Source organism: Halopseudomonas litoralis (assembly GCF_900105005.1).
Lineage (GTDB): Bacteria > Pseudomonadota > Gammaproteobacteria > Pseudomonadales > Pseudomonadaceae > Halopseudomonas > Halopseudomonas litoralis.
This window is the reverse complement of the sequence record NZ_LT629748.1, coordinates 3,116,970-3,140,087: the sequence shown is the minus strand read 5'-3', so window position 1 is coordinate 3,140,087 and position 23,118 is coordinate 3,116,970. Positions and strand designations below refer to the sequence as shown.

Genomic DNA, 23,118 nt, shown 5'->3' with positions numbered 1-23,118 from the left:
GGAGGCAGCGGTTCCGTTAGGGTTTCTGTTCCAGCTCCGCCACGCGTTTCTCCAGCGCTTCAAGGCGTTCCCGGGTGCGCAGCAGTACTGCTTGCTGGGTTTCGAACTCTTCCCGGCTGACCACATCCAGCTTGGCCAGCGCGCTTTGCACCAGCGCTTTGAACTGGCTTTCAAGTTCGGCGGTGGGCCGCGCTCCACCACTCATCAGCAGGCGGGTGGCTTGGCTGCCCACGGTATCAAACAGGACTTTATGCAACATGTGCGCTTCCGTTTTCGGTAACTGGATAGGAGGTCGGCCTTGGCCGGTTTTGCTGTGCCGAGTCTAACATCTGGCATCTTGCGTCCCAAATGGCGGTAAACGAGACGCTGCCCGGCCTTGGCGCACTTTTGCGGGCTGCATGCTTCATATCGGTGCAGTCGCCTCCCTGGAATTTCCCCCACATCATCTCGTTAAATAATCAACTCGTTGAAAAATATGAAGAATATAAACCTGGCAGGGTTTCTGCAATGTCCCAGAGTAGCCGGATCGCCCCTGGGACCGAAACAGGGCAGTGTCGAAAATGTGATTCGGCGCACGGTGCGGTAGAGGGAATCTCCATATAGACTTGTCCTGTCCCCCAGGGCAAGTCCATCTAACGGGAGTATGAACATGAAATTAGTAACGGCTGTTATCAAGCCATTCAAGCTGGATGACGTTCGGGAGTCGCTTTCCGAAATCGGCGTCCAGGGCATTACCGTGACCGAGGTGAAAGGGTTTGGCCGGCAGAAGGGTCATACCGAGTTGTATCGCGGCGCGGAGTACGTGGTGGACTTCCTGCCCAAAGTCAAAATCGAAGTGGCCATCGGCGACGACATGCTGGACCGCGTCATCGAAGCCATCACCAAGGCGGCCAACACCGGCAAGATCGGCGACGGCAAGATCTTCGTCGTGGCGCTGGAGCAGGCTATTCGTATCAGAACAGGCGAGACCGGCACTGACGCCATCTAACGCTTCGTTTCGCTGTATGCAGTAATCAAGCCTATCTGGGGGGCTTAATTATGGACGACATCGTACAACTCAAGTACGCGCTGGATACGTTCTACTTTCTGGTGTGTGCCGTGCTGGTGATGTGGATGGCGTGTGGTTTCGCCATGCTCGAGGCCGGTCTGGTACGCACCAAGAGTACGACTGAAATTCTTGCCAAGAACATCGCGCTGTTTGCGATTGCCTCGATCATGTATCTGCTGGTCGGCTACTACATCATGTATTCATCCGATGGCCCCATCCTGCCGAGTCTGGGTATGCTGATCGGTGATGAAAATACGGCTGCGGCAGTAATGGCCGGTGGCGATGATGCACCTTACTATTCCAGCCGCGCGGACTTCTTCTTTCAGATCGTGTTTGCTGGCGCCTGTATGTCCATAGTCTCGGGTGCAGTTGCCGAGCGGATGAAACTCTGGGCATTCCTGTTGTTCGCGGTCATCATGACCGGCTTTATCTACCCGACTCAGGGCGCCTGGAGCTGGGGTGGCGGTTGGTTGAGCGAGATTGGTTACTCCGATTACGCGGGGTCCGGCATCGTGCACATGGCGGGTGCAACGGCGGCACTGGCCGGCGTTATTCTGCTGGGGCCGCGCAAGGGTAAGTACGGTCCGAACGGTCAGATCAACGCCATTCCCGGCTGCAACCTGGCGCTCTCCACTCTGGGCATTTTCATTCTGTGGATGGGCTGGTTCGGCTTCAATGGCGGCTCCGAACTGAAGATCTCCGACATTGAGTCGGCCAATAACGTGGCTCAGGTAATGGTCAACACCAACCTGGCAGCGGCGGGTGGATTGATCGGGGCGATGATCGTGTCGCGCCTGCTGTTCGGCAAGACAGACCTGACCATGCTGCTCAACGGCGCGCTGGCCGGTCTGGTGTCGATCACCGCCGATCCCTTGTCACCCAATGCCTTCAGCGCCATGCTGATTGGTGCCGTGGGTGGCGTCATCGTGGTGTTCAGCGTGCTGGCGCTGGATCGCGTGAAAATCGATGATCCGGCCGGTGCCATCTCGGCTCATGGTTCGGCGGGCATCTGGGGCGTGCTGGCGGTGCCGTTGACCAATACTGAAGCCACCTTTGGTGGGCAGCTGCTGGGCGTTCTGGCCATCTTCGCCTGGGTCTTCATCGCCAGTCTGATCATCTGGAGCACCATCAAGATGGTGATGGGCATTCGGATATCCGCGGAGGAAGAGTACGAGGGTGTGGACATCTCCGAATGCGGCATGGAAGCCTACCCGGAGTTCACCAGCAGTAAGTGATCTGAGAAGCGGGGCACTCAGCCCCGCTTTGTTTTGTGCCCATGAGAAAACAGCAAACTTGCCAGGCTATTTACAGTCCAAAGCGAAGACCCACCTGTTTCGCCAAGGGAGATCTGCATGAAAGCCGAGACGTTTGATTATCTGCTGGAATGGACCAGCGAACTGCATACCACCATCGCCGACCGCATGGATGAAGCCATCACTGCCGACACCGATCAGCGCAGCCGCTGGCTGCTGGAATATGTGGCTGGCCACGAACGGGATATCGCCCGGAAAGTGGATCAGTTCCGCGCGCAGGCCAGTGAGGCGGAGAGCAAGACCTGGTTGTATGAGCATATTGGTGAGGACCTGCCGCCCCGTACAAAATGGGAGCTGACGTTCACCGACAAGGACTTCAACGAAATCAACGAACAGCTGTTCAAGCTGCACGACCAATTGATCGAGGTATATAGCTCGATGACCGGCCGAGCGGCAATACCAGCTGCTGCGGAGCTGATGCGCAACATGCTGGCGCTGGAGGAAGGCGAAACCCGCCGTCTGGCCGAGCAGTGCGGACGTCTGCAGGATCTTTGACCATCCGATTTTGCCTGCAGGTAATCACCTCGATAGTAAAATAATTTTGCGTCTACCCCTGTTCAAATCCCTCTGTTGCGCTATATATAGCCAAGTTTGAAGCGGAGGAATGCCATGAGCGAAGACGATATTGAAGATGATGACCTGCAGGACGAAGAAGAGGTGGACAACAGCAACGTTGATGAAACCGACGAAATGGAGGCTGAGGACGAGGCTGAAGTGAAGCCGCGGAAGAAGACCGCAACTCGGGAAGATCCACTGGAAGGCTTGTCACTTGAAGCCAAGGCGCGTGAGCGGGATATGCTGGCGCGGCAGATGGAAGAGTTTCTGGCCCGGGGTGGCAGGGTTCAGGAAGTCGACAACAGCGCGCTGGGCGACCCGCCCAAAAAGCCCGACGGGAAATACGGCAGCCGGCCGATCTGACCTGTCGCGGTATTGACGAGCCCGTGGCTGCGGGCTCGTTGCATTCATGTAGAGTTTTCAGCCTCGATAATTGCGCAGCCAGTCGGGAATCTCACTCAGGCAGCGCACCTCGCCATGGGGCCGTTCCGCCTCTGCCCACTCAAGCCCCAGCCGATTGAACCACAGGGTATGCAGTCCCGCCTCGCGGGCGCCCTGAATGTCGTCTACCGGATGATCACCGATATGCAGGGCCTGATGCGGCTCGACACCGGCGCGCTCGAGCGCGGCCAGAAAGGGCGCGGGATCGGGTTTGCTCAGGCCGACTTCATCGGCGGAGACGATAATCTTGAAATACTTCTCCAATCCCAATCGGCGCACGTCGGCATTGCCGTTGGAGATGGTCGCCAGCTGATAATGTCGGGCCAACTCTTCCAGCAGAGGCTCGCAGTGGGGGAAGAAGGTCAACGCATGACGAGCTTCGAGAAATACCTCAAAACCCGCCAACGACAGTTCTGCCGCCTGCTCCGGGGTGTATCCCGCTTTGCGCAGGCCATGCTCGAGGATGGCAATACGCAGCGCGGTGACGCGGTGACGAAGTGCCGGATCGCTTGCCAGCACCTCGTTACGCACGGCGCGACGGGCATCCCGGTCCAGGCGCTGAGTGAAGAGTGGGGCATGGCGGTCCAGCCATTCCAGCAGCGTCTGTTCGGCGGCGACCACCACCGACTCGGTCTCCCACAGAGTGTTGTCCAGGTCGAATGTCAGCAGTTGAAACATGGATTCAGGCTCGTTGATCAGTCTTCGGGTTTGCGTTTGGCGCGGGGATGGGCGCTGTCATACACCGCAGCCAGATGCTGAAAGTCCAGATGAGTGTACACCTGTGTGGTGCTGATATCGGCATGTCCCAGCAGCTCCTGCACCGCGCGCAGGTCTCCGGACGACTCCAGCAGGTGACTGGCGAAGGAATGTCGAAGCATATGCGGGTGCAGGTGCTGGCCAATGTGTTCCACACCATAGCGGCGCACGCGTAGCTGAATGGCCCGTGGAGTCAGGCGCCGGCCCTGCATGCCGACAAACATGGGCTGCGCGGCGTCGGTGACTGCCGGTCGGACCCTGAACCAGTTGCGCAGTGCCTGGCGTGCCATACGGCCGACCGGCAGAATGCGCGTCTTATCACCCTTACCGATCACCCGCACCTCGCCCGCCTCCAGATCGAGCCGGTCCATGTTCAGCGTGGCCAGCTCCGACAAGCGCAGGCCGGAGGAGTAGAGCAGCTCGAGCATGGCGTGGTCGCGGATGGTCAGCCAATCGTCTTGCTCGCCATCGTTGAGCAACTGCGCTGCCAGATCCGCATCCAAGGCGCGGGGTAGCTTGCGGGGGGATTTGGGTGCGCGTATATCCAACGCCGGGTTATGACGGCAGCGGCGTTCGCGCAACAGATAGCGGTACAGGCTGCGCACCGCACTGAGCTCGCGCTGCAGACTGCGGCCCGACAGACCGGACTGGTGCCGACTGGCAATGTACAGACGTAACAGTGACGTATCGACGGCATTCCAGTCACTGACCTGATGTTGGGTCAGAAACCGGCACAGGCTGTCCAGGTCATGGCGGTAGGCATCCAGTGTACGAGGCGATAACTGTCGCTCACTGCGCAGGTGGCCGATGAAGCTCTCCAGCTCCGCCAGCAGGGGCGCGCCATCCACTACAGGCTCCGGGGCTCGCTACTCAGCGGACGCTGGCGCAGCAGGACGCGGGCCAGCGCGTCGGCGATATAGCTGAGGAACAGGGTGCCGGTAGCGCTGCGATACTGATGCGGATCACGGCTACCCAGTGCCAACACGCCGTGCAGGCCCTGATGTTGGATGGGCGCCAATGCGGTGGAGGCAACCTCGGCACCCTTATCACCAAACAGAAAGGTCAGTTCATCGCTGCGCAGAATGCCACTGAGAGTCTTGCCGCTGTCCAGCAGATGGCCGATGGCGTCGCGGGCTGCGGCATGGCTGACGCTGCGAGTGTTGCAGATGCGTTGGGTTTCACTGAACAGGATCAGACTGACAAAGGGCACCTGAAAGTCGTCGCGCAGGCTGTCTTCGATACTGGCGATCACCTCTTCCACATCGTGTGATTCCAGCAGGCTGAGAATCAAGCGGCGGCTTTTTTCGAACAGCCGGTCATTCTCCCGGGCCACCTCCATCAACTGACTCAGGCGGTGACGCACATCGATATTGCGCTCGCGCAGCAGTTTGACCTGACGTTCCACAAGGGACACGGCCTGCCCGGACTGGTGGGGAATGAACAGGTCGGGCAGCAGCTCGTCGTGTTCGACAAAGAACGCCGGATGTCGGCGCAGGTAGTCAGCCACGACGGTGGGGTCCAGTTCTGGTGCTGGTGGCAGGGGCGTTTCGCTCATATGCGTATGTGTCCTTCGTAAACCCGAGTGGCGGGGCCGGACATCATGACCGGCTGGCCGGGGCCGGCCCATTCGATTTTCAGGTGGCCGCCGGGCAGACGTATGGTCACCGGAGACTTCAGGTGCCCGAGCTGAATACCCGCCACTGCTGCGGCGCAGGCACCGGTGCCGCAGGCCTGGGTTTCACCAACGCCACGTTCATGTACGCGCAGCCGCGCCTGGTGCTCGTCCACCAGCTGCATGAAGCCCGCATTCACCCGATTGGCAAAGCGGGGGTGGTTCTCGATCAGCGGGCCAAATTCAGCTACCGGATAGGTATCCAGATCATCCACCAGCGTAATGCAGTGCGGGTTGCCCATGGACAGCGCCGAGATGTCCAGGGTCTGGCCATTGACTTGCAGTGGATAGCTCACGGCTTCGCGGTCGGCAGTAAAGGGAATGTCTGACGGCGTGAAGCGGGGCGCGCCCATGTTCACTGTCACCTGACCATCGCGGCGGACCTGCAGAGTGATCAGACCGCCCGCGGTTTCGACCTGAATTTCCGATTTGGCTGTCAGTCGCTTGTCCTGCACGAAGCGGGCGAAACAGCGGGCACCATTGCCGCACTGTTCCACTTCGCTGCCGTCGGCGTTATAGATGCGGTAACGGAAATCCACATCGGGATTGCTCGGCGGCTCCACCACCAGCAGCTGATCGAAACCTATGCCCAGGTAGCGATCGCTCCACTGGCGGATCAGCTTGGGTGACAGCTGCGCGTGCTGGGTTACCAGGTCGATGACCATGAAGTCATTGCCCAGCCCGTGCATCTTGGTGAATCGCAGCAGCATGTCAGGCCTCGGGCAGCAGCGACTCGCCTGCGAACAGCTCGCTGACCGTTTCACGACGGCGGATCAGGTGTGTTGCAGCACCATCCACCATCACTTCAGCCGCGCGCGGACGGGTGTTGTAATTCGAGCTCATGACAAAGCCGTAGGCCCCGGCGGAACGTACCGCCAGCAGGTCGCCCTCGGCGAGTGCCAGTTGCCGATCCTTGCCGAGAAAGTCGCCGGTTTCGCAGACCGGACCGACCATATCCCATGCCTGGGCTGGCACATCGGTACGCGGTCGGACGGCATCGATACCCATCCAGGCGCTGTACAGGGCCGGGCGAATCAGGTCGTTCATGGCTGCATCGATAATGGCGAAGTTCTTGTGTTCAGTCGGCTTCAGCAGGTTGACCTGGGTCAGCAGCAGACCGGCATTGGCCACGATCGAACGGCCGGGCTCGAACAGCAGCGTCAGCTCACGACCGGCCACCTTCTCGCGCACTTTGGCCAGATATTCACCGGGCGTCGGTGGGACTTCATCCTCGTAGGTCACACCCAGACCGCCACCCAGGTCCAGATGGCGGACCTGGATGCCCTCTGCGGCCAGATCATCGATCAGCAGCAGCATGCGGTCCAGCGCATCAATCAGTGGTGTGTCATCGGTCAGTTGGGAGCCGATATGACAATCCACACCCTGCACTTCCAGATTCGGCAGCTCCGCCGCCCGACGATACACCGTCGGCGCCATGGTAATGTCGATACCGAATTTGTTTTCCTTCAGACCCGTAGAAATGTACGGGTGAGTCTGGGCGTCCACGTCCGGGTTGACCCGCAGGGACACCGGCGCCTTCACGCCCAGCTCGGCGGCGACGTTCTGCAGCCGTTCCAGCTCGGCGGTGGATTCCACGTTGAAGCACTTGATACCGACCTGCAGCGCGCGGCGCATTTCCTCTTCGGTCTTGCCCAGCCCCGAAAATACCACCCGCGCCGGATCGCCACCAGCAGCCAATACCCGCTCCAGCTCCCCACCGGAAACAATGTCAAAACCAGCGCCGAGGCGGGCCAGCACATTCAGCACCGCCAGGTTGGAATTGGCCTTTACCGCAAAGCAGACGAGGTGAGACTGCCCGGCCAGCGCAGTATCCCAGGCAAGAAAGGCCTGCTCGATGGCACGGCGCGAATAGACGTAGCAGGGTGTGCCATACTGCGCAGCAATAGCGGACAGGGCAACGGCTTCGGCATGCAGTTCGCCGTTCTGGTATTCGAATTCACTCATGAAATATTTCAGTTTCCGGTAGGTTGCTGGTTCAGTTCTTCTCGGGCCGGATCAACCGGCTGGCCGGCTGTCTCTTCGGGCATGTACAGAGGGCCCTTCTGGCCGCAGCCGACGAGCATCAGAAGCATGAAGAATACCGCTATGGATTTTTTCATGGTGGAATCCCAGTTGATAAACGGACAATATCCGGCAGTATACCCAGCCCGGCAGTCCGACGCACCCCGCCGCAGAACTAGGATGAACAAGGCAATGCAAGACTTGAGTGAAAGCGAATTCAACCGTCAGGTTGATCTGGTTCAGGACCGCATCGAGCAAGCGCTGGACGCTGCCGATCTGGATCTGGACATGGAACACGCAGAAGGGTCACTGATACTGATGCTCGCGGCAGGCCCGCGGCTGGTCATCGGCCGGCAACCGGCCTCGCGGGAGCTATGGGTAGCGACACCGGACGGCACGCTGCACTTTGGCTACCAGTCAGCGCAGGGCTGGATCTATGACAGCGATGGCGAGCCACTGAGCACGGTGCTGGAGCAGGTGTTGGGCGATCTTACGGGCGATGAAATCGAACTGGATCTGGACGAGTGATACTCGTACCACTGACGCTGTGTTGGCATGGCCGCTCATAAAATCGAGCGGCAATCCATTGAGGTTGTTTCTCTACTGACTTACTTGGCGCGCAGGATGGTCACCAACGCCTGAGCATGTTCAGCGGCTTCCAGTCCGAGGCTGGTCAGATACCCACCATCATCCATGGTAGTGAGCCCCCGCTGATACAGCCGCGCGGCAGTCTCCACCGTAGTAGCTGACGCTTCCTGTTGATGAACCTTGAGCCCCGCCTGTGTATTGGCGAGATTGTACTGAGCCAGCAGATTGATATCGTCGATTTCTTCGGGAGTCAGTGACATGAGCAGTACCTTTTCTGATAGACGGTAAACTACTCTCGCAGTCTAACCACGCGGTGTCAGGGTGGCAATGCGGCCATCCACCCCGGCGAAATTCATGGCGATGATGTACTGGACGTATCCTCGCTTTTTGATTGAAACTGACGCTCTTCAAAAACAAGACGGATAAAAAATAATGCTCAGACTTCACGGTTTTGCAGTCAGCAACTACTTCAATATGGCCAAATTAGCGCTGCTGGAAAAAGGCGTGGATTTTGAAATCAATACGGTGCGTGGCAGTCAGGACGCCGAATTTCTGGCAATGAGCCCCCGCGGCAAGGTGCCGTGCCTGGAAACCGAGCAAGGCTTCATCAGCGAAACCAATGTCATCCTCGAATACATCGACGAGACCCAGGGCGGCAAATCACTGTTGCCGAGCGATCCTTTCGCAAGGGCTACCGTTCGTGCGCTGGCCAAGGAAGTTGAGCTGTATATCGAGCTGCCGGCCCGCAGCTGTTACCCCGAAGTCTTTTTCGGCGGCAAAGTAGAGCAGAACGTGAAGGACAAGGCCAAAGCGGAGCTGCAAGCGGGCGTCGCCGCCTTGCGCCGACACGGCAGCTTTTCCCCATACGTCGCCGGCAGCGAGATGACCATCGCCGACATCCTGTTTCTCTTCAGCATCGATCTGGCACAGGCTGTGGCTAAGAAACTGTTTGGTCTCGACCTGCTGGGCGACTGGCCCGAAGCGCAAGCCTTACTTGAACTGCTGAGCAAGAACCCTAACGTGCAACGTATTGAGACGGATAAGAAGGCAGAAATGGCGGCCTTTATTGCGGCCATGTCTGGGCCGGGGAAGTAAGCAGGAGCCCTGATCCCGGTCCGTCATTCTTCAAGCTGTGTGAGGGTGACGGGGTGGGTAGGCAGGGCCATTATCTGATCGGGTCTGGGCTTTGCACTGCGCAGCGGAAGCCGGCTTCTGTTAAAAAGCCTTCTTGCGGAACCAGAGAGAGGCGGGACTGTCAGATTTTTTGTGTTCGGGCCGTTAATGGCCTGCCATCAGGTAGGCCCTCACTTACCAGGTCGGCCTGGTGAAGCGATCTTCGTATAGGATCGCGAACTGATTCATAGCGGCTTTCCAGTCATGTGCCGCGTTACCCCAGTTGGCAGTGATATTACGTAGCGCCAACCAGATCAACTTCGTCGCGGCCTCATCCGTTGGGAAGTGGCCCCGGGTTTTAATGATCTTACGCAACTGAGCGTTGATGCTTTCAATCGCATTGGTCGTATAGATCACCTTTCGTATGGCGGGCGGGAACACAAAGAACGGAATGACCCTATCCCACGCACGCCGCCAGGCTGCTGTGACCGTCGGGTACTGCTTACCCCATGGCCCAGCTTCAAACGCGTCCAAAGCCTGCGCTGCGACCTCGGCGTTGAGCGCCTGATAGATGGGCTTGAGAGCTTTGGCCAGCTCTCTGCGCTTGTCCCAGCCTGCATAATCAAGGCTGTTGCGGATCAGATGTACAATGCAGGTCTGCAAGGTGGTATCCGGGAACACCGCACTCAGGGCTTCAGGTATGCCCTTCAGGCCGTCAGTCACGGCGATCAATATATCTTCTACGCCTCGGGTCTTCAGATCGTTGAACACCTTCATCCAGAATTTGGCGCCCTCCGTCGTTTCGATCCAGATGCCCAGAATATCCCGTGTACCGTCCGGTAACACCCCAAGCGCTAGGTAAACGGCCTTATTGCGAACCAGGCCCTCGTCCCGAATTTTGACCCTCAAGGCATCGAAAAAGATGACCGGGTACATTGGCTCCAAGGGGCGTTGCTGCCAAGCGCTAATCTCTTCCAATACGGCATCGGTAACCGAACTGATGAAGTCATGAGAAACATCGGTTCCGTACTGCTCGGCCAGGAAGGCTCGGATTTCACGAACCGTCATGCCTCGGGCATACATGGCAATGATCTTGTCGTCAAAGCCGGTAAAGCGGCGCTCATGCTTGGGAATCAGGATCGGGGCAAAGCTGCCGTCGCGGTCTCGGGGGATGTCCAGACGCAGCGGGCCATCATCGGTGAGCACTGTCTTGCCGCTCCGGCCGTTACGCTGGTTGCTCGCCCCCTCTGGGCGCTCAGCACCTTCAGGGTAGCCAAGGTGATGCCCTAGCTCGGCACCAAGGGCCCGCTCGATCAACGCCTTCTTGAACGCCATCGAGGCATCCTGAATGGCTTCAGCGCTCATCGGGCCATTGACGAACTGATCAATCAGCTCTTTGGGAATTGCTGGTAGGTCTCGCGGGGTTTCACGCCCCGGCTTCTTCTTGGTCGGCATACATGCATCCTCTGCTGCAACATGTTATGCCCAAACACAAAATTTATGACACCCCCAGAGAGGCTGAGGTTCGGGAAAAGCTGAAGTCGAGCGAGCCTACTCCCAGGCTGCGGAGTTCTTTTTTCTGGCCTTCCGCCGGCCCTGTTGGATCCTTTGCGCCGTCGCTTTCTTGATAATAAGTTGGTGAAAACCAGTCTTCCACCCACTCTCTGGCATTCCCAGCCATGTCGTATAACCCTAGAGGGTTCGGAGGGTATCGCTGCCCAACCGGACAGATATCTGACCACACTCCGCAACCTTCCATATGCTGCTGTTATCGGACATCCTGTGTTCCTTTTTGGAGTCTCTGGAAAACGGCTGGGCTCTTTGCTCGCCAGGCTTTCCAGAGAGTCCTTACATTGGATACGGAAAAGCCAACGGCCGGAAACAACCGGCCGCTGACCATCAATCACTGCAGATGCTTATGCAGAGATCGGGGTGCGCCAGTCATCGGAACCGGAGGTGCCGGACACTTCGTGGGTCCAGACAATCTTGCGGTAGGTGAAGTAGACGTCTTCGAGGTGGGTGAAGTGCGACAGGTTCGGGTCCTGGCAGTTCGGCATGCGCGATTGCACATCAACGATGATGGCGTCATGCAGTTCGATGGTGAAGTAATGCTCCTGGGTGCCCGTGGCAGACGTGCGGTACCACTCCAGACGGCATTTGTTCAGGCGCTCACCGGAGGTCAGCGAGTTGAAAAGCAGCGGTGAGGACTTGTCGAAGACCTTGGTGATCATCAGCGGCTTGTGAACGCGCTGCCCCGTCGGCTGGCCGGATTGCGGATCGCGGGGGATGATGACCTGATGATCGAAGGCCTGAACCAGGATCTGGTCTTCATGACCTTCCTGAAAGATGTTACCGACGGAATCTTCGGTGAAGGTGCCGGCGGTGATGAGGCCTTGTTTGGTGCCTTCGATAGTCAGATACGCGGGTGTTGGCATGATGCTCTCCTTGCCTGGATTGAGTGGATCGCAGCGATCCGGGAACCAGTACCAATACAAGGAGCGTGCCAGAAATGTGTAAATCGTTATAGATCAGTCAGTTACTTCATTTTCGAAATTGATCGGGCATGCCGGTGTGATGTGCGTCACATTGAATTGCGCAAGAAGTTGCGCAGTGCTGTGCAAGTTCTTGCGCAAATGCCTGTAGCCCTTTTCAGGCAAGGGTTACAGGCCTGTATCAACTGGGTTATCCACAGAAAGATGTGCAAGAAGTTGCGCAAATGCCATTCCAGGTGCACGTCCGAAAAACTCAGTCCAGCATGTCCGAGAAGCGCTGATCCTTCTTGAATATCAGCGGCTGGCTGAAGCCTGGAACGCGCATCTGCTCGGCGCTGATCTCGATATCGCCCTCGTCGATCATGTCCTTGCCGAAGTTGTAGATCACATCCAGTTGCCCCTGCAGCGCGCGCTGCTCGTAGGCAGCGGCGACTTTGCGGGTTTCTTCGCGGCGAATTTCATAATCGGCGAAGCGCTCTTCGCCGTACCGCTTGCGCAACATGCGCTCGACCGGCTGTGGCCCCAGCACCACGGCGCTGGAGTTGTTGCCACCAAACCCCTTGGAGTTGATGAAGCACACCTCCAGCGGATTATCGCCGCGTGGCACATCGGTAGTGCTGAAACGCAGATGTTTCTGGTGGACATCATCGGCAATACTGTCGATGGTCTTGATGCCCGGCAGGATCTGGTATTTGAAGGTGCCCAAGGCCGAAGCCAATTGGTCGGCACTGGCGCTGGCCAGGGAATGGCCGACGAACGCCTTGACCGCAGCCACCGGCAGTTCATCGATACCGAAGGCGGCAGCCACTTCATCAATCAATACCGACTCGGTTACCCGGTTGGCCGGGGTGCTGGAGCCGTGAGCGTGCACGAAGCTGCGCTGGCGTACCGCGTCGGCGCCGAGGATCTGCATGGCGCTGTGCACGGATTTGGCCATGGTCAGGTAGTTGCCCGGGCCGGGAGCTGAAATGGATTTCTTGAAGCCGTCAGCGCCGACAAATACATCCGGTACGGCGCCATGAATATCAGCGCCCAGCTCCAGTGCCAGCTCATCATCCATGAGCATGAAGAACTGACCGGATTCGGCCAGGGTAAAGCCGCAGTTCTGGCTGAATGGGCGACTGGCGCGGCGGAAGTCCACGTCATCGCGGCCTTCGATATTGCGCAGCCCTTCCTCGGTAGCCAGTGCGCTCATGGCGCCGTAGCCCTCGATACACTCCTGGGTAATCGGCGCTTCGCTGCTGCCGACCAGCACTACGCGGGCGCTGCCGCTGCCGATCATCTCGATACCTTTTTGCAGGTTGTAGAGGAAGCTGGCGCAGGCGCCGGTGATGGCGCCTGTGGTGCCGACACTGCCCAATACATAGGCATTGATGAAGTCGGCGGGCATACTGTTCAGGCCCAGCGCCAGTTGTTTGGCACTGACCCGATGGCCTTTGAGGCGCGACTGCATCAGGCCGCCGAAGCTGTATTCATCCAGTTGACTCATGATGCTGCTGGCGAAAACGGCGATCTCATCCGGCTCGACGTGATCGAGAATGCGCTGCCAGGACAGACCGGTGGAGTGCAATGCGTCCGCTGCTGCGACAATGGACATCTGCAGGCCGCGCGGATGGAAGCGCGAGTTGTACTGTTCCCCTGGCTCGAAGCCGGTCGGCAGCTGACCAGCGGACTTGACCGCCATAGAGCGATAGCTGTCGACCTTCAGTTCGCAGTCGCTGGCGATGGTGACACGCACTTCGCCGCCATCCAGCACTTCCATGCTCCAGCCGGCGGGCAGTGGCTCTGGCAATTGCTTGGCCAGGGTAATGAAGGAAAAGGGCTGGCCCGCTTCCAGGCCTACTGGTAGAACCTTATGCCAATGCGCAGCATCCACATCCAGGTGGCGTTTTTCGATACGGCGCACCAGGGTGCCCTCGAGTATCTGCTGCCCGAAGCGCTGTTCGATATCCGCAGGTGTCAGTGGTTGCCCTGCCTCGTCCAGATAGCGATCATTCTCTGCGCGCACCAGGTTCATCAGCACGGCCAGGCCTGCCAGGGTTTCCTGACGTTCGGCAGCCGGCAGTGATTCGATTACGGTACGCCGAAAGCCATGGTGAAACGAGCTACGGCCGGCGGCGTTATATCCACCGAAACCGACAATGACCGGTAAACGCGACATCAAGCAAGACTCCTCGCTGTTTCGCTGCATGGGCTCCGGCGCTTATTGAACCGGAGCGGACTGAAAATCCTGACGACTACATAAGAGTAGTGCCAAAAGACCAGCAGGCATCGAATTGGGTTTGATTGCATAGGCAGACGAGGAATGTAACCCGATGGTCACGTTTAGACTAGGGTGTTCTCACACGAAGAGGCTTCTGATACGAGCATGAGGCCCTTATCAGAAGCCGTCCTCTGACGGTACCAGTAACCTAATCCTGTTCTTTGTCACAGGCAAATATCTGCTCCAGTGGCGGCAATGGCGTTTCGCCTGTGAGCGGCATATCGGCGTCGGTCTGCAGATGGAAGTTTTCCAGCGGCGCGCTGTCACGATCATCATGCTCGAACACCGGTGGGCTGAACATGTAGGCGAGCATCAGGCGTGTTAGGGCTTCCAGGCTATCGCGGTGGGTGCGCTCGTAACCATGGGTCGCGTCGGTGCCAAAAGCGATCAGCGCCACGCGGGTGTCGTTACCAGCGCGCACCGCCGATTCTGCGTCACTGTGGTAGTAGCGAAAGACATCCCGCTGTACCGGAATCTCGTCACGGGCGCACAGATTCAGCAGATGGCGGGTCAGGTGATAATCATAGGGCCCGCTCGAATCCTGCATGCACAGGGTCACTGCATGCTCGGTGGAAGTCTGACCCGGCGCCACCGGGGCAATGTCCACACCGACGAATTCACTGACATCCCAGGGCAGAGCGCCTGCGGCGCCGGAGCCGGTCTCCTCGGTGATGGTGAACAGCGGATGACAGTCCAGCGGCAGGGATTCGCCACTTTCCACAATCTGTTTGATGGCGGTAAGCAAGGCGGCTGCGCCGGCCTTGTTGTCCAGGTGGCGGGCACTGATATAGCCGTTGTCAGTGAATTCCTGCAGTGGATCGAAGGCGACAAAATCACCGACGGCTATGCCCTCGGCCTCGGTCTCGGCCCGGCTGGTGCTGCGGATATCCAGGCGCAGCTCGATGGTATCCCAGTTCACTGGCAGGGTATCGACCTCGGTATTGAAAGCGTGCCCGGATGCCATCAGCGGCAGTACGCTGCCCCGGAAACAGCCCCGTTCGGCGAACAGGCTGACCCGGCTGCCCTCGGCGAAGCGGCTGGACCAGCAGCCAATGGGCGTCAATTCCAGGCGGCCATTGTCTTTTATATGACTGACCATGGCGCCGATCGTATCCAGATGGCTGGCGATGGCGCGGTCGGGCGAGCCCTGACGGCCCTTTAGGGTAGCGCGGATGGTGCCGCGCCGGGTGAGCTCATAGGGCACGCCCATGGCGTCAAGATGTTCGGCGACATAGCGTACGATGCCGTCGGTGAAGCCGGTGGGGCAGGGGATGGCGAGCATCTCCAACAATACCTGTTGCAGGAACTGCATATCGGGGCCATGGCTGGGTTGCATGCGTCCTCCTTTGTATATTTCAGGGCTGACTGAGCGGAAACAGCATATCAATGAAGCATTCGGCTGTCGGGCGCGGCTCATGGTTGGCCAGGCCCGGGCGCTCGTTTGCTTCGATGATGACGTAGTCGGGTTGGTCGACAGCGGGGACCAGCAGGTCCATACCGACCATGGGAATGTCCAGCGCACGGGCGCCGGCGATGGCGCAGTCGCGCAGGGTTGGATGCAGTTCGTCGGTGACGTCCACCAGCGTGCCGCCGGTATGCAGATTGGCGGTGCGGCGCACCTGCAGGTGCTGACCGGCGGGCAATACGCTGTCCAAGTTGAAACCTTCAACTTCCACGGTGCGGCAGGTTTCCTCATCCAGCGGGATGCGGCTTTCACCGTCGGTGCTGGCCTGTCGGCGGCGACTTTGTTTTTCGATCAGTTCTCGGATAGTTTTACTGCCGTCACCGCAGATCTGGGCTGGCCGGCGAATGGCGGCAGCGACCACCTGATAATTGATCACCACCACCCGCAGGTCTTTACCCTCGTGGAAGCTTTCCAGCAACACACGACTGTCAAAACGGCGGGCCGCCTCGATGGCCTGCTCCAGGGTTTCCGGATCGCGAATGTTCACTGCCACGCCGTTGCCCTGCTCGCCGTTATCCGGCTTGACCACCAGCGCGCCGTGCTCGGCGAGGAAGGCGGCGTTGGCTTCAGGGTCGGCAGCCAGACGGTAGGCCGGTGTGTGCAAACCCTGGCGTTGCAGGCAGCGATGGGTAAGCTGTTTCTGCTGGCACAGGGTCATGCTGACGGCCGTGGTCAGGTCGCTCAGGGATTCACGACAGCGGATGCTGCGGCCGCCCTGGGTCAGGGTGAACAATCCGGCCTCGGCATCATTGACGGTCACTTCGATGCCTCGGCGCTGGGCTGCCCGAGTGATGATGCGTGCGTAGGGGTTAAGGCCTTCATCCTGATCAGGCCCGAGAAACAACGCCTGATTGATGCTGTTCTTGCGCTTGATGGTGAAGGTGCGCAATTGGCGGAAGCCGAGCTTGTGATACAGCGTTTTGGCCTGAGTATTGTCATGCAACACCGACAGATCCAGATAAGCGCTGCCGCGGCTCATGTAGTATTCCACCAGGTGTCGCACCAACATCTCGCCGACACCGAAGCGCTGGGTCTTGCTGTCCGCGGCCAGACACCAGAGGCTGGAACCTTTGTCGGGATCGTCATAGGCACGGGCGTGGTTCAGGCCCATTACTGTACCTATGATCTCGCCGCTGTCGGCATCCTCGGCCAGCCAGAAATCCGGCCCGCCGACTTTACGCGGCGTCAGTCGTTGCGGGTTGACCTGGACCATGCCGCTGGACAGATACAGGGTATTGATTCCATCCCAGTCCGCATCGCATTGCGGCCGGCGAATATGGAAGCCGCGCATCACGCTATGGGCAGGCCGGTAATTGCTGAACCATAAGCGCAGCGTGTCGGAGGGGTCGAGGAACAGCTGCTGAGGAGCAAACGACAGCACCACATGGGGGTCGGCGACATAAAGTGCAATGTCCCGTTCGCCGGCGGTTTCCTGTAGCAGGGTATCGGCCAGCCGCTGGGGATCGCTGAAGGTATGACCGACCAGTAAGCGGCCCCAGCCGCAGTCCAGAGTGACGTCAGACAGCTCTTCGGTATGCGATTGCCCCTGCTGCGCATGGCCAGCTTGCAGACGTTCCCAAGTGGGTGTCTGCCCGCGTTGCAGGCGTTGTTGTTCCGGTGGTAGAGGTCGGCTCATTACGGCATCACCTGATTAAAGTCCTTGAGCATCGAGCCACAGATCCAGCACCGCCAACTGCCACAGCTTGGAACCGCGCAGCGGGGTGATGTGGTCCATGGGATTATCCAGCAGCGTATCGATGTAGGCAGGGTTGAACAGTCCACGCGCCTGGGCGCGGCTGCCGGTAAGACTCTCGCGAACCCAGTCCAGCGTGCTGCCCTGCAGGTACTTCAACCCAGGCACCGGGAAGTACCCCTTCGGTCGGTCGATCACGGCAGCAGGAATGATCTTGCGCGCCGCCTCCTTGAGTACGTATTTGCCATCGCCGGGCAACTTGAAGCGTCCCGGGATACGAGCTGCCAGCTCCACCACTTCATGGTCTAGAAAGGGCACCCGCGCTTCCAGCCCCCAGGCCATGGTCATGTTATCGACGCGCTTGACCGGGTCTTCCACCAGCATCACCGTGGTATCCAGCCGTAGCGCCTTGTCCAGCCCATGCGCGGCGCCAGGGCCGGCAAAGTGCTCGCGGATGAACTCACCGGCATAGTCCTGCTGCGCCCAGGCTGGCTGCACGGTGTTGCGGTATTCAGCGAAATCCCGATCCATGAACGCCTGTTTATACGCGGCCACCGGGTCTTCCGCCTGATCGACCGGGGGATACCAGTGGTAGCCGGCAAAGATCTCGTCGGCCCCCTGACCGCTCTGTACCACCCGGCAATGCTTGGAGACCTCTCGAGACAGAAGGTAAAAGGCGATGCAGTCGTGACTGACCATCGGCTCGCTCATGGCTGCCAGAGCGTCGGGTAAATTGCTGATGATGTCCTGCTCGGGAATCATCAGTTGATGATGGTCGGTAGCGTAATGTTCGGCGATCAGGTCTGAGTAGCGAAACTCATTGCCAGCCTCGCCGTTGACGTCGGCAAAGCCGATGGAGAAGGTCTGCAGATCGCGGGCGCCGGCTTCGTCCAGCAAGCCGACCAGCAGGCTGGAGTCCACTCCGCCGGAGAGCAGCACGCCGACATCCACCGCTGCCAGATTACGTCGCTTCACCGCAGCGCGCAGGCTGTCGAGCACACGCTCCTGCCAGACTTCAAAGGGCAGATCATGTTCATCGGTGCGGGTGCCGTATTCCAGGCTCCACCAGCGTTGCTGCTCGCGATTGCCCTTGGCATCGATACGCAGCCAATGGCCGGGCGGCAATTTCTCCACCCCGTTGAGAATGGTCAGCGGCGCCGGCACCACCGAGTGAAAGGATAGATAATGGTTCAGCGCCACCGGATTGATACTGGTATCCAGATCGCCACCGCGCAGCAAGGCCGGCAGGCTGGAGGCAAAGCGCAGGCGTTTGTCGGTAGCAGACAGGTAGAGAGGCTTGATGCCGAGACGATCACGGGCCAGAAACAGGCGCTGACTGTCGCGTTCCCAGATAGCCAGGGCGAACATGCCGTTGAAGCGCTCAAGCATCTGCGCACCCCAGGCATGGTAGGCCTTGAGTACCACTTCGGTATCGCCATCGGAAAAGAACCGGTAACCCAGGGCTTCCAGTTCGCCACGCAGGGCGGGGTAGTTGTAGATGGCGCCATTGAATACCAGGCTCAAACCCAATTGCGCGTCGACCATGGGTTGGCCGGAGGCTTCGGCCAGGTCCATGATCTTCAGTCGCCGATGGCCCAATGCAACCGGACCGCCAGACCAGGCTCCCGAGGCATCGGGGCCACGGCTGACCATCTGCCCGGTTATCCGAGCCAGTGCCGCCAGGTCCGGATTCTGCCCATCAAAGCGAAGTTCTCCCGCCAATCCACACATCGACTGCTCCTCTGCTGTGGTTGGGTCCTCATAGGGACCTACAATGAAGAATAGTTTGAGGTAAAAACTATTTACTGATTCCTTTGGGTCAGTTACTTGGAAAACAGTGTGGCGGTTTGGTTTAAAGGTTTTTTGACTGGAAAGAAATAGTTACAGTTGCCACTACGATGGTCGTTGCGACGAAACATCAACACACCTTGCGGTTTATGGCAGAATGCGCGGCCCATATTGCCGTTTGTCTTGCCGGGAGCTTCACAACATGATGCACGATTTGTATCTGGCCCTTCGGCGGCTGCAGCGCGCGACCGAAATTCACGCCAAGCGCCTTGGCCGCCATAGTGGGCTGACGCCGATTCAACTGCTGATCCTGCACAGTATCCAGGCGATGGGCGAAGGTACGCTCGGCACCCTGGCCAAGCAGGTCAGCGTATCGCAGGCGACCCTCAGTACCATTATTGACCGCTTGGAAAACCGCGAGCTGCTCAAGCGTGTCCGCAGCCAGAGCGACAAGCGCAAGGTGCATCTGACCCTGACCGCGAAGGGCGAAGCGGCCATCCAGGCCGAGCCGGCTCTGTTGCCGAGCGCCTTTCTCGAGCGTTTCGGCAAGCTCGCCGACTGGGAGCAGTTGATGCTGCTGGCCAGCCTGCAACGGGTAGCTGGCTTGTTCGAGGAAGGTCAGCAGTCCGCTCATGTGTTCATTGATGACGAGCCGCTGGTGTAGGCCCGCCCTACTAGGTCTCCCCCATCTTGTCTGGACAGCATTTGCGCTTTAGCATGTTTGAAATTTCAAACGCTGATGTGGCAAATGCGTGACGCCATCTCTGGACAGGAGAACTTCCATGGAACTGCAATCGCCCGAGCTGTTTCGCCAGCAGGCATTCATTGACGGCATCTGGTGCGAGGCTGATCACGGTCAGCGTGTCGAGATAGTCAATCCGGCCAGCGGTGAGCGCCTGGGCAGCGTACCTGACATGGGCGCCGACGAGACCCGTCGCGCTATCGCGGCGGCTCAGGCGGCGCAACCTGTATGGCGTCGGCGTACCGCCAAAGAGCGTGCTGGTGTGTTGCGCCGCTGGTATGAACTGATCCTGCAGCATCAGGAAGATCTGGCGCGGATCATGACCGCAGAGCAAGGCAAGCCGCTGACCGAGGCTCGGGGCGAGATTGCCTATGCCGCCTCCTTTATCGAATGGTTCGCCGAGGAAGCCAAGCGCGTCTATGGCGATGTGATTCCCGGTCATCAGACGGATAAGCGCCTCATCGTGCAGAAGGAGCCGGTCGGTGTGACAGCGGCAATCACGCCGTGGAACTTCCCCTCTGCAATGATTACCCGCAAGGCCGGTCCGGCCCTGGCTGCCGGCTGCGCCATGGTGCTGAAACCCGCGCCGCAGACGCCTTTCTCCGCGCTGGCGTTGGTCGCATTGGCAGAGCAGGCGGGCCTGCCGGCCGGCTTGCTCAGTGTCGTGACAGCAGGGGTGGATAACGCGCGGGCAGTGGGCGGCGAGCTGTGCGCCAATCCGGTGGTGCGCAAGCTATCCTTTACCGGCTCTACCGCTGTCGGTATTCAGCTGATGCAGCAGTGTGCCCCGAGCCTGAAGAAACTGTCGCTGGAGCTGGGCGGCAACGCACCCTTCATCGTGTTCGAAGACGCCGATCTGGACGAGGCGGTGGAAGGTGTCATGATCTCCAAATACCGCAACGCCGGTCAGACCTGCGTATGTGCCAACCGGATCTACGTGCAGGATGCGGTTTATGACGCCTTCGCCGAGAAACTCGCGGCGGCGGTGCGCCGGCTGGAGGTGGGCGATGGCATGCGCGAAGGTGTCACTACCGGACCGCTGATCAATGCCGAGGCGGTGAGCAAGATCCAGCGCCATCTGCAGGATGCACTGGATGGCGGCGCGACCCTGCTTGCCGGTGGTAAACCTCACGCTCTGGGCGGGTTGTTTTTCGAGCCGACCATCTTGACCGGGGTAGACAGCAGCATGCTGATTGCCCGCGAAGAGACCTTCGGCCCGGTGGCACCGTTGTTTCGCTTCGACGACGAGGCCGATGTGGTCCGCCAGGCCAATGACACCGAATTCGGCCTGGCGGCTTACTTCTATGCCCGGGACCTGAGTCGGGTGTTCCGTGTCGCCGAGGCTCTGGAGTATGGCATGGTGGGTATCAACACGGGTCTGATCTCCACCGAAGTGGCACCTTTTGGCGGCATGAAAGCCTCGGGGCTGGGTCGCGAAGGCTCGAAGTACGGCATGGACGAGTACCTGGAAATCAAATACCTGTGTCTGGGTGGTATCTGATCCGCCGGGGGCGGGTAGCTTTCGGGTTGTCGCGCGCCTGCGCGACGACAGGGGTGTGCGGTGCCGGTGAGCCCGCAGATGTAGCGCCGGTGCGCTACACCTCGAAAATCGGCTCGGCATGACTAGCTTCCACCGCTGCGCTCAAAACGTCGACAACCCCGTCGCCTCCATCACTCGATACAACACATATCGTCCGACATTATGATCGGCGAATTCAGCATAGGGCAGGCTGTACTCGATCCCGTCTGCGTTATGCCACACCCGCTCGAAGGCACTGCGTGCGGTCGTCATGGCCGGGAAGTCATGGGCGGCAATCAGCTGCACATCGGTTTCCAGGTTCAGGTCGTCCAGATTGCGCCGGGTGAAGTTGGCCGAGCCGCTGATCAGTTCGCTGCTACCGTCGACCCGGTCCAGACGGATCCATTTACGATGGCATTGCTCGCCGCTGGTAGCGCACCAGCGTAGCGGGATGCCGGCCCGCTCCAGATCCCAGGCGGCCTGGCGGTTGGGTATGCCGTTTTTCTCCCGGCCGAATGCGTCGCGGTTCGGGTCGAGCAGGGCACGAATGCTGACGCCGCGTTGCTGTGCCTGAATCAGTGCCTCGACCAGTGGGCGGTAGGACAGGTAGAACACATCCATATCCAGTTGGTCGCCGGACTGGGCGCTGTCGATCATCTGCAGCACGGCATCACGGATGGCCCCTTCGGTAATAACCCGCAGACGGTTATCCGAGTCGGCGATGGTGTTTGTGATCGGTGGTCGAGGCCAGTTTACGGTATTGAAACCAGCCAGCTGCGCCACGACGTTTTCGGTCTGCAACAGATCCAGAGCAGCGGCGCCGCTGAAGCGCAGGGCCTGGTTGCTGTGGCGGCTGCTGGCATCATGCGGGTTGGCCGAGGTGACCAGGGCAGTCCAGCTGTCGCCGGCATCCGCGACTATGGTCTTGCGATGGTTGGCGCGAAAGTTGGCCAGGTGAAGGTACGTGCGCAGAGTGACCTTGCCGTCGGCCACCGGGTTGGGCAGCCAGCCGCCCTCGTTGCTGTTGCCAACGAAGCGGCAGCAGAGATGCCACAGGCTGCTCCACAGTACGTTCGAGGCGGGCAGTTCTGCGACCGGGGTCATCAACACATCCACACCGGCCCGCTGTAATGCCAGTAGTGCCGGGTTTTCCAAGCCACCGTAGAGCGTGTTGAAGGGGTCGGTTATGAGCACGGCTTGCAGGTTCGGGTGTCGCTTCCGGGCCTCGATCAGCGCCGCAGTGACCTCGGCAGACAGGGAGCGAAAACTGCTTTGCCCGGCAAAATCATTGAACAGGAACATGTCCAGGACCACCAGCCTGCGCGCACTGTTGATCATCGCCAGAACCTCGTCGAAGATCTGTTGTTCGCTGATGCGCTCGCCCGTGCTGGTTTGCCAGGTCTGATCCAGCAGAACCTGCGCATTGCCTGCCGGACGCCAGGGTGTGCTGGCCGACAGACCTTCCGACATTGGCTGGTAGGCCTGAAACAGGCTCGAGGCGAGCCACGCTATAAGTAATAAAGCGATAAGTACGCGCAAAGGCCGACGGCGCCGCTTCCTGCGGTTGATGCGATTGAGAATGTCCATGTCGTTGTCCGCTGAGTTCATATTCCGATTCGTTCTGCATGCTAACCTTGATGCACTTTCT

Annotated in this window: 24 protein-coding genes; 8 read left to right on the top strand and 16 right to left on the bottom strand. The window is 59.4% G+C overall.

Features of this window, described 5'->3' with window-relative positions; translation table 11 throughout:
- Positions 1 to 16: 16 nt before the first annotated feature.
- Positions 17 to 259 (bottom strand): accessory factor UbiK family protein, encoded by a 243-nt coding sequence (locus BLU11_RS15035; protein ID WP_090274763.1) that lies wholly within the window; start codon positions 257 to 259, stop codon positions 17 to 19.
- Between the two features lie 390 nt (positions 260 to 649).
- Between BLU11_RS15035 and glnK the strand changes: the two genes are divergently transcribed.
- From glnK to BLU11_RS15015, 4 genes are all read left to right on the top strand, one after another.
- Positions 650 to 988: a P-II family nitrogen regulator gene (gene glnK / locus BLU11_RS15030; protein ID WP_036988956.1), complete on the top strand. Its 339-nt coding sequence runs from the start codon at positions 650 to 652 to the stop codon at positions 986 to 988.
- 50 nt (positions 989 to 1,038) lie between these two features.
- Positions 1,039 to 2,283 carry an ammonium transporter gene (locus BLU11_RS15025; RefSeq protein ID WP_090274761.1) on the top strand — a complete coding sequence of 415 codons (1,245 nt, stop codon included), beginning with the start codon at positions 1,039 to 1,041 and terminating at the stop codon, positions 2,281 to 2,283.
- Between the two features lie 117 nt (positions 2,284 to 2,400).
- Positions 2,401 to 2,856 (top strand): hypothetical protein, encoded by a 456-nt coding sequence (locus tag BLU11_RS15020; protein ID WP_090274759.1) that lies wholly within the window; start codon positions 2,401 to 2,403, stop codon positions 2,854 to 2,856.
- A gap of 114 nt (positions 2,857 to 2,970) precedes the next feature.
- Positions 2,971 to 3,279: a hypothetical protein gene (locus BLU11_RS15015; RefSeq protein ID WP_090274757.1), complete on the top strand. Its 309-nt coding sequence runs from the start codon at positions 2,971 to 2,973 to the stop codon at positions 3,277 to 3,279.
- Positions 3,280 to 3,336: 57 nt separating this feature from the next.
- On the opposite strand, the gene BLU11_RS15010 is transcribed toward BLU11_RS15015, so the two are convergent.
- From BLU11_RS15010 to lptM, 6 genes are read right to left on the bottom strand one after another with little or no spacing between them, the layout of a single operon-like run.
- Positions 3,337 to 4,035: an HAD family hydrolase gene (locus tag BLU11_RS15010; RefSeq protein WP_090274755.1), complete on the bottom strand. Its 699-nt coding sequence runs from the start codon at positions 4,033 to 4,035 to the stop codon at positions 3,337 to 3,339.
- A 17-nt stretch (positions 4,036 to 4,052) separates the two neighbouring features.
- Positions 4,053 to 4,946, bottom strand: a complete 894-nt coding sequence (xerC, locus tag BLU11_RS15005; protein WP_090276549.1) for a tyrosine recombinase XerC — start codon at positions 4,944 to 4,946, stop codon at positions 4,053 to 4,055.
- A gap of 14 nt (positions 4,947 to 4,960) precedes the next feature.
- Entirely contained in the window at positions 4,961 to 5,668 is a 708-nt protein-coding gene (locus BLU11_RS15000; RefSeq protein WP_090274753.1) for a DUF484 family protein, read from the bottom strand.
- Positions 5,665 to 6,495 (bottom strand): diaminopimelate epimerase, encoded by an 831-nt coding sequence (dapF, locus tag BLU11_RS14995; RefSeq protein WP_090274751.1) that lies wholly within the window; start codon positions 6,493 to 6,495, stop codon positions 5,665 to 5,667. Before dapF ends, BLU11_RS15000 begins: the two co-directional genes overlap by 4 nt.
- 1 nt (position 6,496) lies before the next feature.
- Positions 6,497 to 7,750 carry a diaminopimelate decarboxylase gene (lysA, locus tag BLU11_RS14990; protein WP_090274749.1) on the bottom strand — a complete coding sequence of 418 codons (1,254 nt, stop codon included), beginning with the start codon at positions 7,748 to 7,750 and terminating at the stop codon, positions 6,497 to 6,499.
- Positions 7,751 to 7,758: 8 nt separating this feature from the next.
- Positions 7,759 to 7,905 carry an LPS translocon maturation chaperone LptM gene (gene lptM, locus BLU11_RS19320; RefSeq protein WP_157718701.1) on the bottom strand — a complete coding sequence of 49 codons (147 nt, stop codon included), beginning with the start codon at positions 7,903 to 7,905 and terminating at the stop codon, positions 7,759 to 7,761.
- 94 nt (positions 7,906 to 7,999) lie between these two features.
- Between lptM and cyaY the strand changes: the two genes are divergently transcribed.
- On the top strand, positions 8,000 to 8,335 hold the full coding sequence (cyaY, locus tag BLU11_RS14980) for an iron donor protein CyaY (RefSeq protein WP_157718700.1): 336 nt from the start codon (positions 8,000 to 8,002) through the stop codon (positions 8,333 to 8,335).
- 80 nt (positions 8,336 to 8,415) lie between these two features.
- Here the strand turns inward: cyaY and BLU11_RS14975 are convergent, their stop codons facing one another.
- A complete protein-coding gene (locus tag BLU11_RS14975; protein WP_090274743.1) occupies positions 8,416 to 8,655 on the bottom strand; it encodes a TIGR02647 family protein in 240 nt (79 codons plus the stop codon).
- Positions 8,656 to 8,827: 172 nt separating this feature from the next.
- Between BLU11_RS14975 and BLU11_RS14970 the strand changes: the two genes are divergently transcribed.
- Positions 8,828 to 9,490 (top strand): glutathione S-transferase family protein, encoded by a 663-nt coding sequence (locus BLU11_RS14970; RefSeq protein WP_090274741.1) that lies wholly within the window; start codon positions 8,828 to 8,830, stop codon positions 9,488 to 9,490.
- 213 nt (positions 9,491 to 9,703) lie between these two features.
- Here BLU11_RS14970 and BLU11_RS14965 read toward each other — a convergent pair whose 3' ends face one another.
- From BLU11_RS14965 to BLU11_RS14935, 7 genes are all read right to left on the bottom strand, one after another.
- Positions 9,704 to 10,963 carry an IS256 family transposase gene (locus tag BLU11_RS14965; protein WP_090271862.1) on the bottom strand — a complete coding sequence of 420 codons (1,260 nt, stop codon included), beginning with the start codon at positions 10,961 to 10,963 and terminating at the stop codon, positions 9,704 to 9,706.
- Between the two features lie 43 nt (positions 10,964 to 11,006).
- Positions 11,007 to 11,267, bottom strand: a complete 261-nt coding sequence (locus BLU11_RS14960) for a formylglycine-generating enzyme family protein (protein ID WP_090274739.1) — start codon at positions 11,265 to 11,267, stop codon at positions 11,007 to 11,009.
- A 157-nt stretch (positions 11,268 to 11,424) separates the two neighbouring features.
- Complete coding sequence (locus tag BLU11_RS14955; protein WP_090274737.1) at positions 11,425 to 11,943, bottom strand: Hcp family type VI secretion system effector; 519 nt, start codon at positions 11,941 to 11,943, stop codon at positions 11,425 to 11,427.
- 310 nt (positions 11,944 to 12,253) lie between these two features.
- Positions 12,254 to 14,161, bottom strand: a complete 1,908-nt coding sequence (locus BLU11_RS14950) for a beta-ketoacyl synthase (protein ID WP_090274735.1) — start codon at positions 14,159 to 14,161, stop codon at positions 12,254 to 12,256.
- A gap of 250 nt (positions 14,162 to 14,411) precedes the next feature.
- Positions 14,412 to 15,599 carry an osmoprotectant NAGGN system M42 family peptidase gene (locus BLU11_RS14945; protein ID WP_090274733.1) on the bottom strand — a complete coding sequence of 396 codons (1,188 nt, stop codon included), beginning with the start codon at positions 15,597 to 15,599 and terminating at the stop codon, positions 14,412 to 14,414.
- A 19-nt stretch (positions 15,600 to 15,618) separates the two neighbouring features.
- Complete coding sequence (ngg, locus tag BLU11_RS14940) at positions 15,619 to 17,364, bottom strand: N-acetylglutaminylglutamine synthetase (RefSeq protein WP_090274729.1); 1,746 nt, start codon at positions 17,362 to 17,364, stop codon at positions 15,619 to 15,621.
- A 15-nt stretch (positions 17,365 to 17,379) separates the two neighbouring features.
- Positions 17,380 to 19,152, bottom strand: coding sequence for an N-acetylglutaminylglutamine amidotransferase (locus BLU11_RS14935; RefSeq protein ID WP_090274727.1), 1,773 nt, complete (start codon positions 19,150 to 19,152; stop codon positions 17,380 to 17,382).
- A 259-nt stretch (positions 19,153 to 19,411) separates the two neighbouring features.
- On the opposite strand from BLU11_RS14935, the gene BLU11_RS14930 reads away from it, so the two are divergent.
- Together BLU11_RS14930 and gabD are read left to right on the top strand one after the other, a co-directional pair.
- Complete coding sequence (locus tag BLU11_RS14930) at positions 19,412 to 19,873, top strand: MarR family winged helix-turn-helix transcriptional regulator (RefSeq protein ID WP_157718699.1); 462 nt, start codon at positions 19,412 to 19,414, stop codon at positions 19,871 to 19,873.
- Positions 19,874 to 19,991: 118 nt separating this feature from the next.
- On the top strand, positions 19,992 to 21,452 hold the full coding sequence (gabD, locus tag BLU11_RS14925) for an NADP-dependent succinate-semialdehyde dehydrogenase (protein ID WP_090274723.1): 1,461 nt from the start codon (positions 19,992 to 19,994) through the stop codon (positions 21,450 to 21,452).
- A gap of 141 nt (positions 21,453 to 21,593) precedes the next feature.
- Here the strand turns inward: gabD and BLU11_RS14920 are convergent, their stop codons facing one another.
- On the bottom strand, positions 21,594 to 23,078 hold the full coding sequence (locus BLU11_RS14920; protein WP_197674207.1) for a phospholipase D-like domain-containing protein: 1,485 nt from the start codon (positions 23,076 to 23,078) through the stop codon (positions 21,594 to 21,596).
- Between the last annotated feature and the right edge of the window lie 40 nt (positions 23,079 to 23,118).

What these genes read in the sequence shown, in the direction of transcription:
- BLU11_RS15035 (WP_090274763.1), bottom strand. Translation starts at nt 259, where the DNA reads ATGTTGCATAAAGTCCTGTTTGATACCGTGGGCAGCCAAGCCACCCGC.
- glnK (WP_036988956.1), top strand. Translation starts at nt 650, where the DNA reads ATGAAATTAGTAACGGCTGTTATCAAGCCATTCAAGCTGGATGACGTT.
- BLU11_RS15025 (WP_090274761.1), top strand. Translation starts at nt 1,039, where the DNA reads ATGGACGACATCGTACAACTCAAGTACGCGCTGGATACGTTCTACTTT.
- BLU11_RS15020 (WP_090274759.1), top strand. Translation starts at nt 2,401, where the DNA reads ATGAAAGCCGAGACGTTTGATTATCTGCTGGAATGGACCAGCGAACTG.
- BLU11_RS15015 (WP_090274757.1), top strand. Translation starts at nt 2,971, where the DNA reads ATGAGCGAAGACGATATTGAAGATGATGACCTGCAGGACGAAGAAGAG.
- BLU11_RS15010 (WP_090274755.1), bottom strand. Translation starts at nt 4,035, where the DNA reads ATGTTTCAACTGCTGACATTCGACCTGGACAACACTCTGTGGGAGACC.
- BLU11_RS15000 (WP_090274753.1), bottom strand. Translation starts at nt 5,668, where the DNA reads ATGAGCGAAACGCCCCTGCCACCAGCACCAGAACTGGACCCCACCGTC.
- dapF (WP_090274751.1), bottom strand. Translation starts at nt 6,495, where the DNA reads ATGCTGCTGCGATTCACCAAGATGCACGGGCTGGGCAATGACTTCATG.
- lysA (WP_090274749.1), bottom strand. Translation starts at nt 7,750, where the DNA reads ATGAGTGAATTCGAATACCAGAACGGCGAACTGCATGCCGAAGCCGTT.
- lptM (WP_157718701.1), bottom strand. Translation starts at nt 7,905, where the DNA reads ATGAAAAAATCCATAGCGGTATTCTTCATGCTTCTGATGCTCGTCGGC.
- cyaY (WP_157718700.1), top strand. Translation starts at nt 8,000, where the DNA reads ATGCAAGACTTGAGTGAAAGCGAATTCAACCGTCAGGTTGATCTGGTT.
- BLU11_RS14975 (WP_090274743.1), bottom strand. Translation starts at nt 8,655, where the DNA reads ATGTCACTGACTCCCGAAGAAATCGACGATATCAATCTGCTGGCTCAG.
- BLU11_RS14970 (WP_090274741.1), top strand. Translation starts at nt 8,828, where the DNA reads ATGCTCAGACTTCACGGTTTTGCAGTCAGCAACTACTTCAATATGGCC.
- BLU11_RS14965 (WP_090271862.1), bottom strand. Translation starts at nt 10,963, where the DNA reads ATGCCGACCAAGAAGAAGCCGGGGCGTGAAACCCCGCGAGACCTACCA.
- BLU11_RS14960 (WP_090274739.1), bottom strand. Translation starts at nt 11,267, where the DNA reads ATGGAAGGTTGCGGAGTGTGGTCAGATATCTGTCCGGTTGGGCAGCGA.
- BLU11_RS14955 (WP_090274737.1), bottom strand. Translation starts at nt 11,943, where the DNA reads ATGCCAACACCCGCGTATCTGACTATCGAAGGCACCAAACAAGGCCTC.
- BLU11_RS14950 (WP_090274735.1), bottom strand. Translation starts at nt 14,161, where the DNA reads ATGTCGCGTTTACCGGTCATTGTCGGTTTCGGTGGATATAACGCCGCC.
- BLU11_RS14945 (WP_090274733.1), bottom strand. Translation starts at nt 15,599, where the DNA reads ATGCAACCCAGCCATGGCCCCGATATGCAGTTCCTGCAACAGGTATTG.
- ngg (WP_090274729.1), bottom strand. Translation starts at nt 17,364, where the DNA reads ATGAGCCGACCTCTACCACCGGAACAACAACGCCTGCAACGCGGGCAG.
- BLU11_RS14935 (WP_090274727.1), bottom strand. Translation starts at nt 19,152, where the DNA reads ATGTGTGGATTGGCGGGAGAACTTCGCTTTGATGGGCAGAATCCGGAC.
- BLU11_RS14930 (WP_157718699.1), top strand. Translation starts at nt 19,412, where the DNA reads ATGATGCACGATTTGTATCTGGCCCTTCGGCGGCTGCAGCGCGCGACC.
- gabD (WP_090274723.1), top strand. Translation starts at nt 19,992, where the DNA reads ATGGAACTGCAATCGCCCGAGCTGTTTCGCCAGCAGGCATTCATTGAC.
- BLU11_RS14920 (WP_197674207.1), bottom strand. Translation starts at nt 23,078, where the DNA reads ATGAACTCAGCGGACAACGACATGGACATTCTCAATCGCATCAACCGC.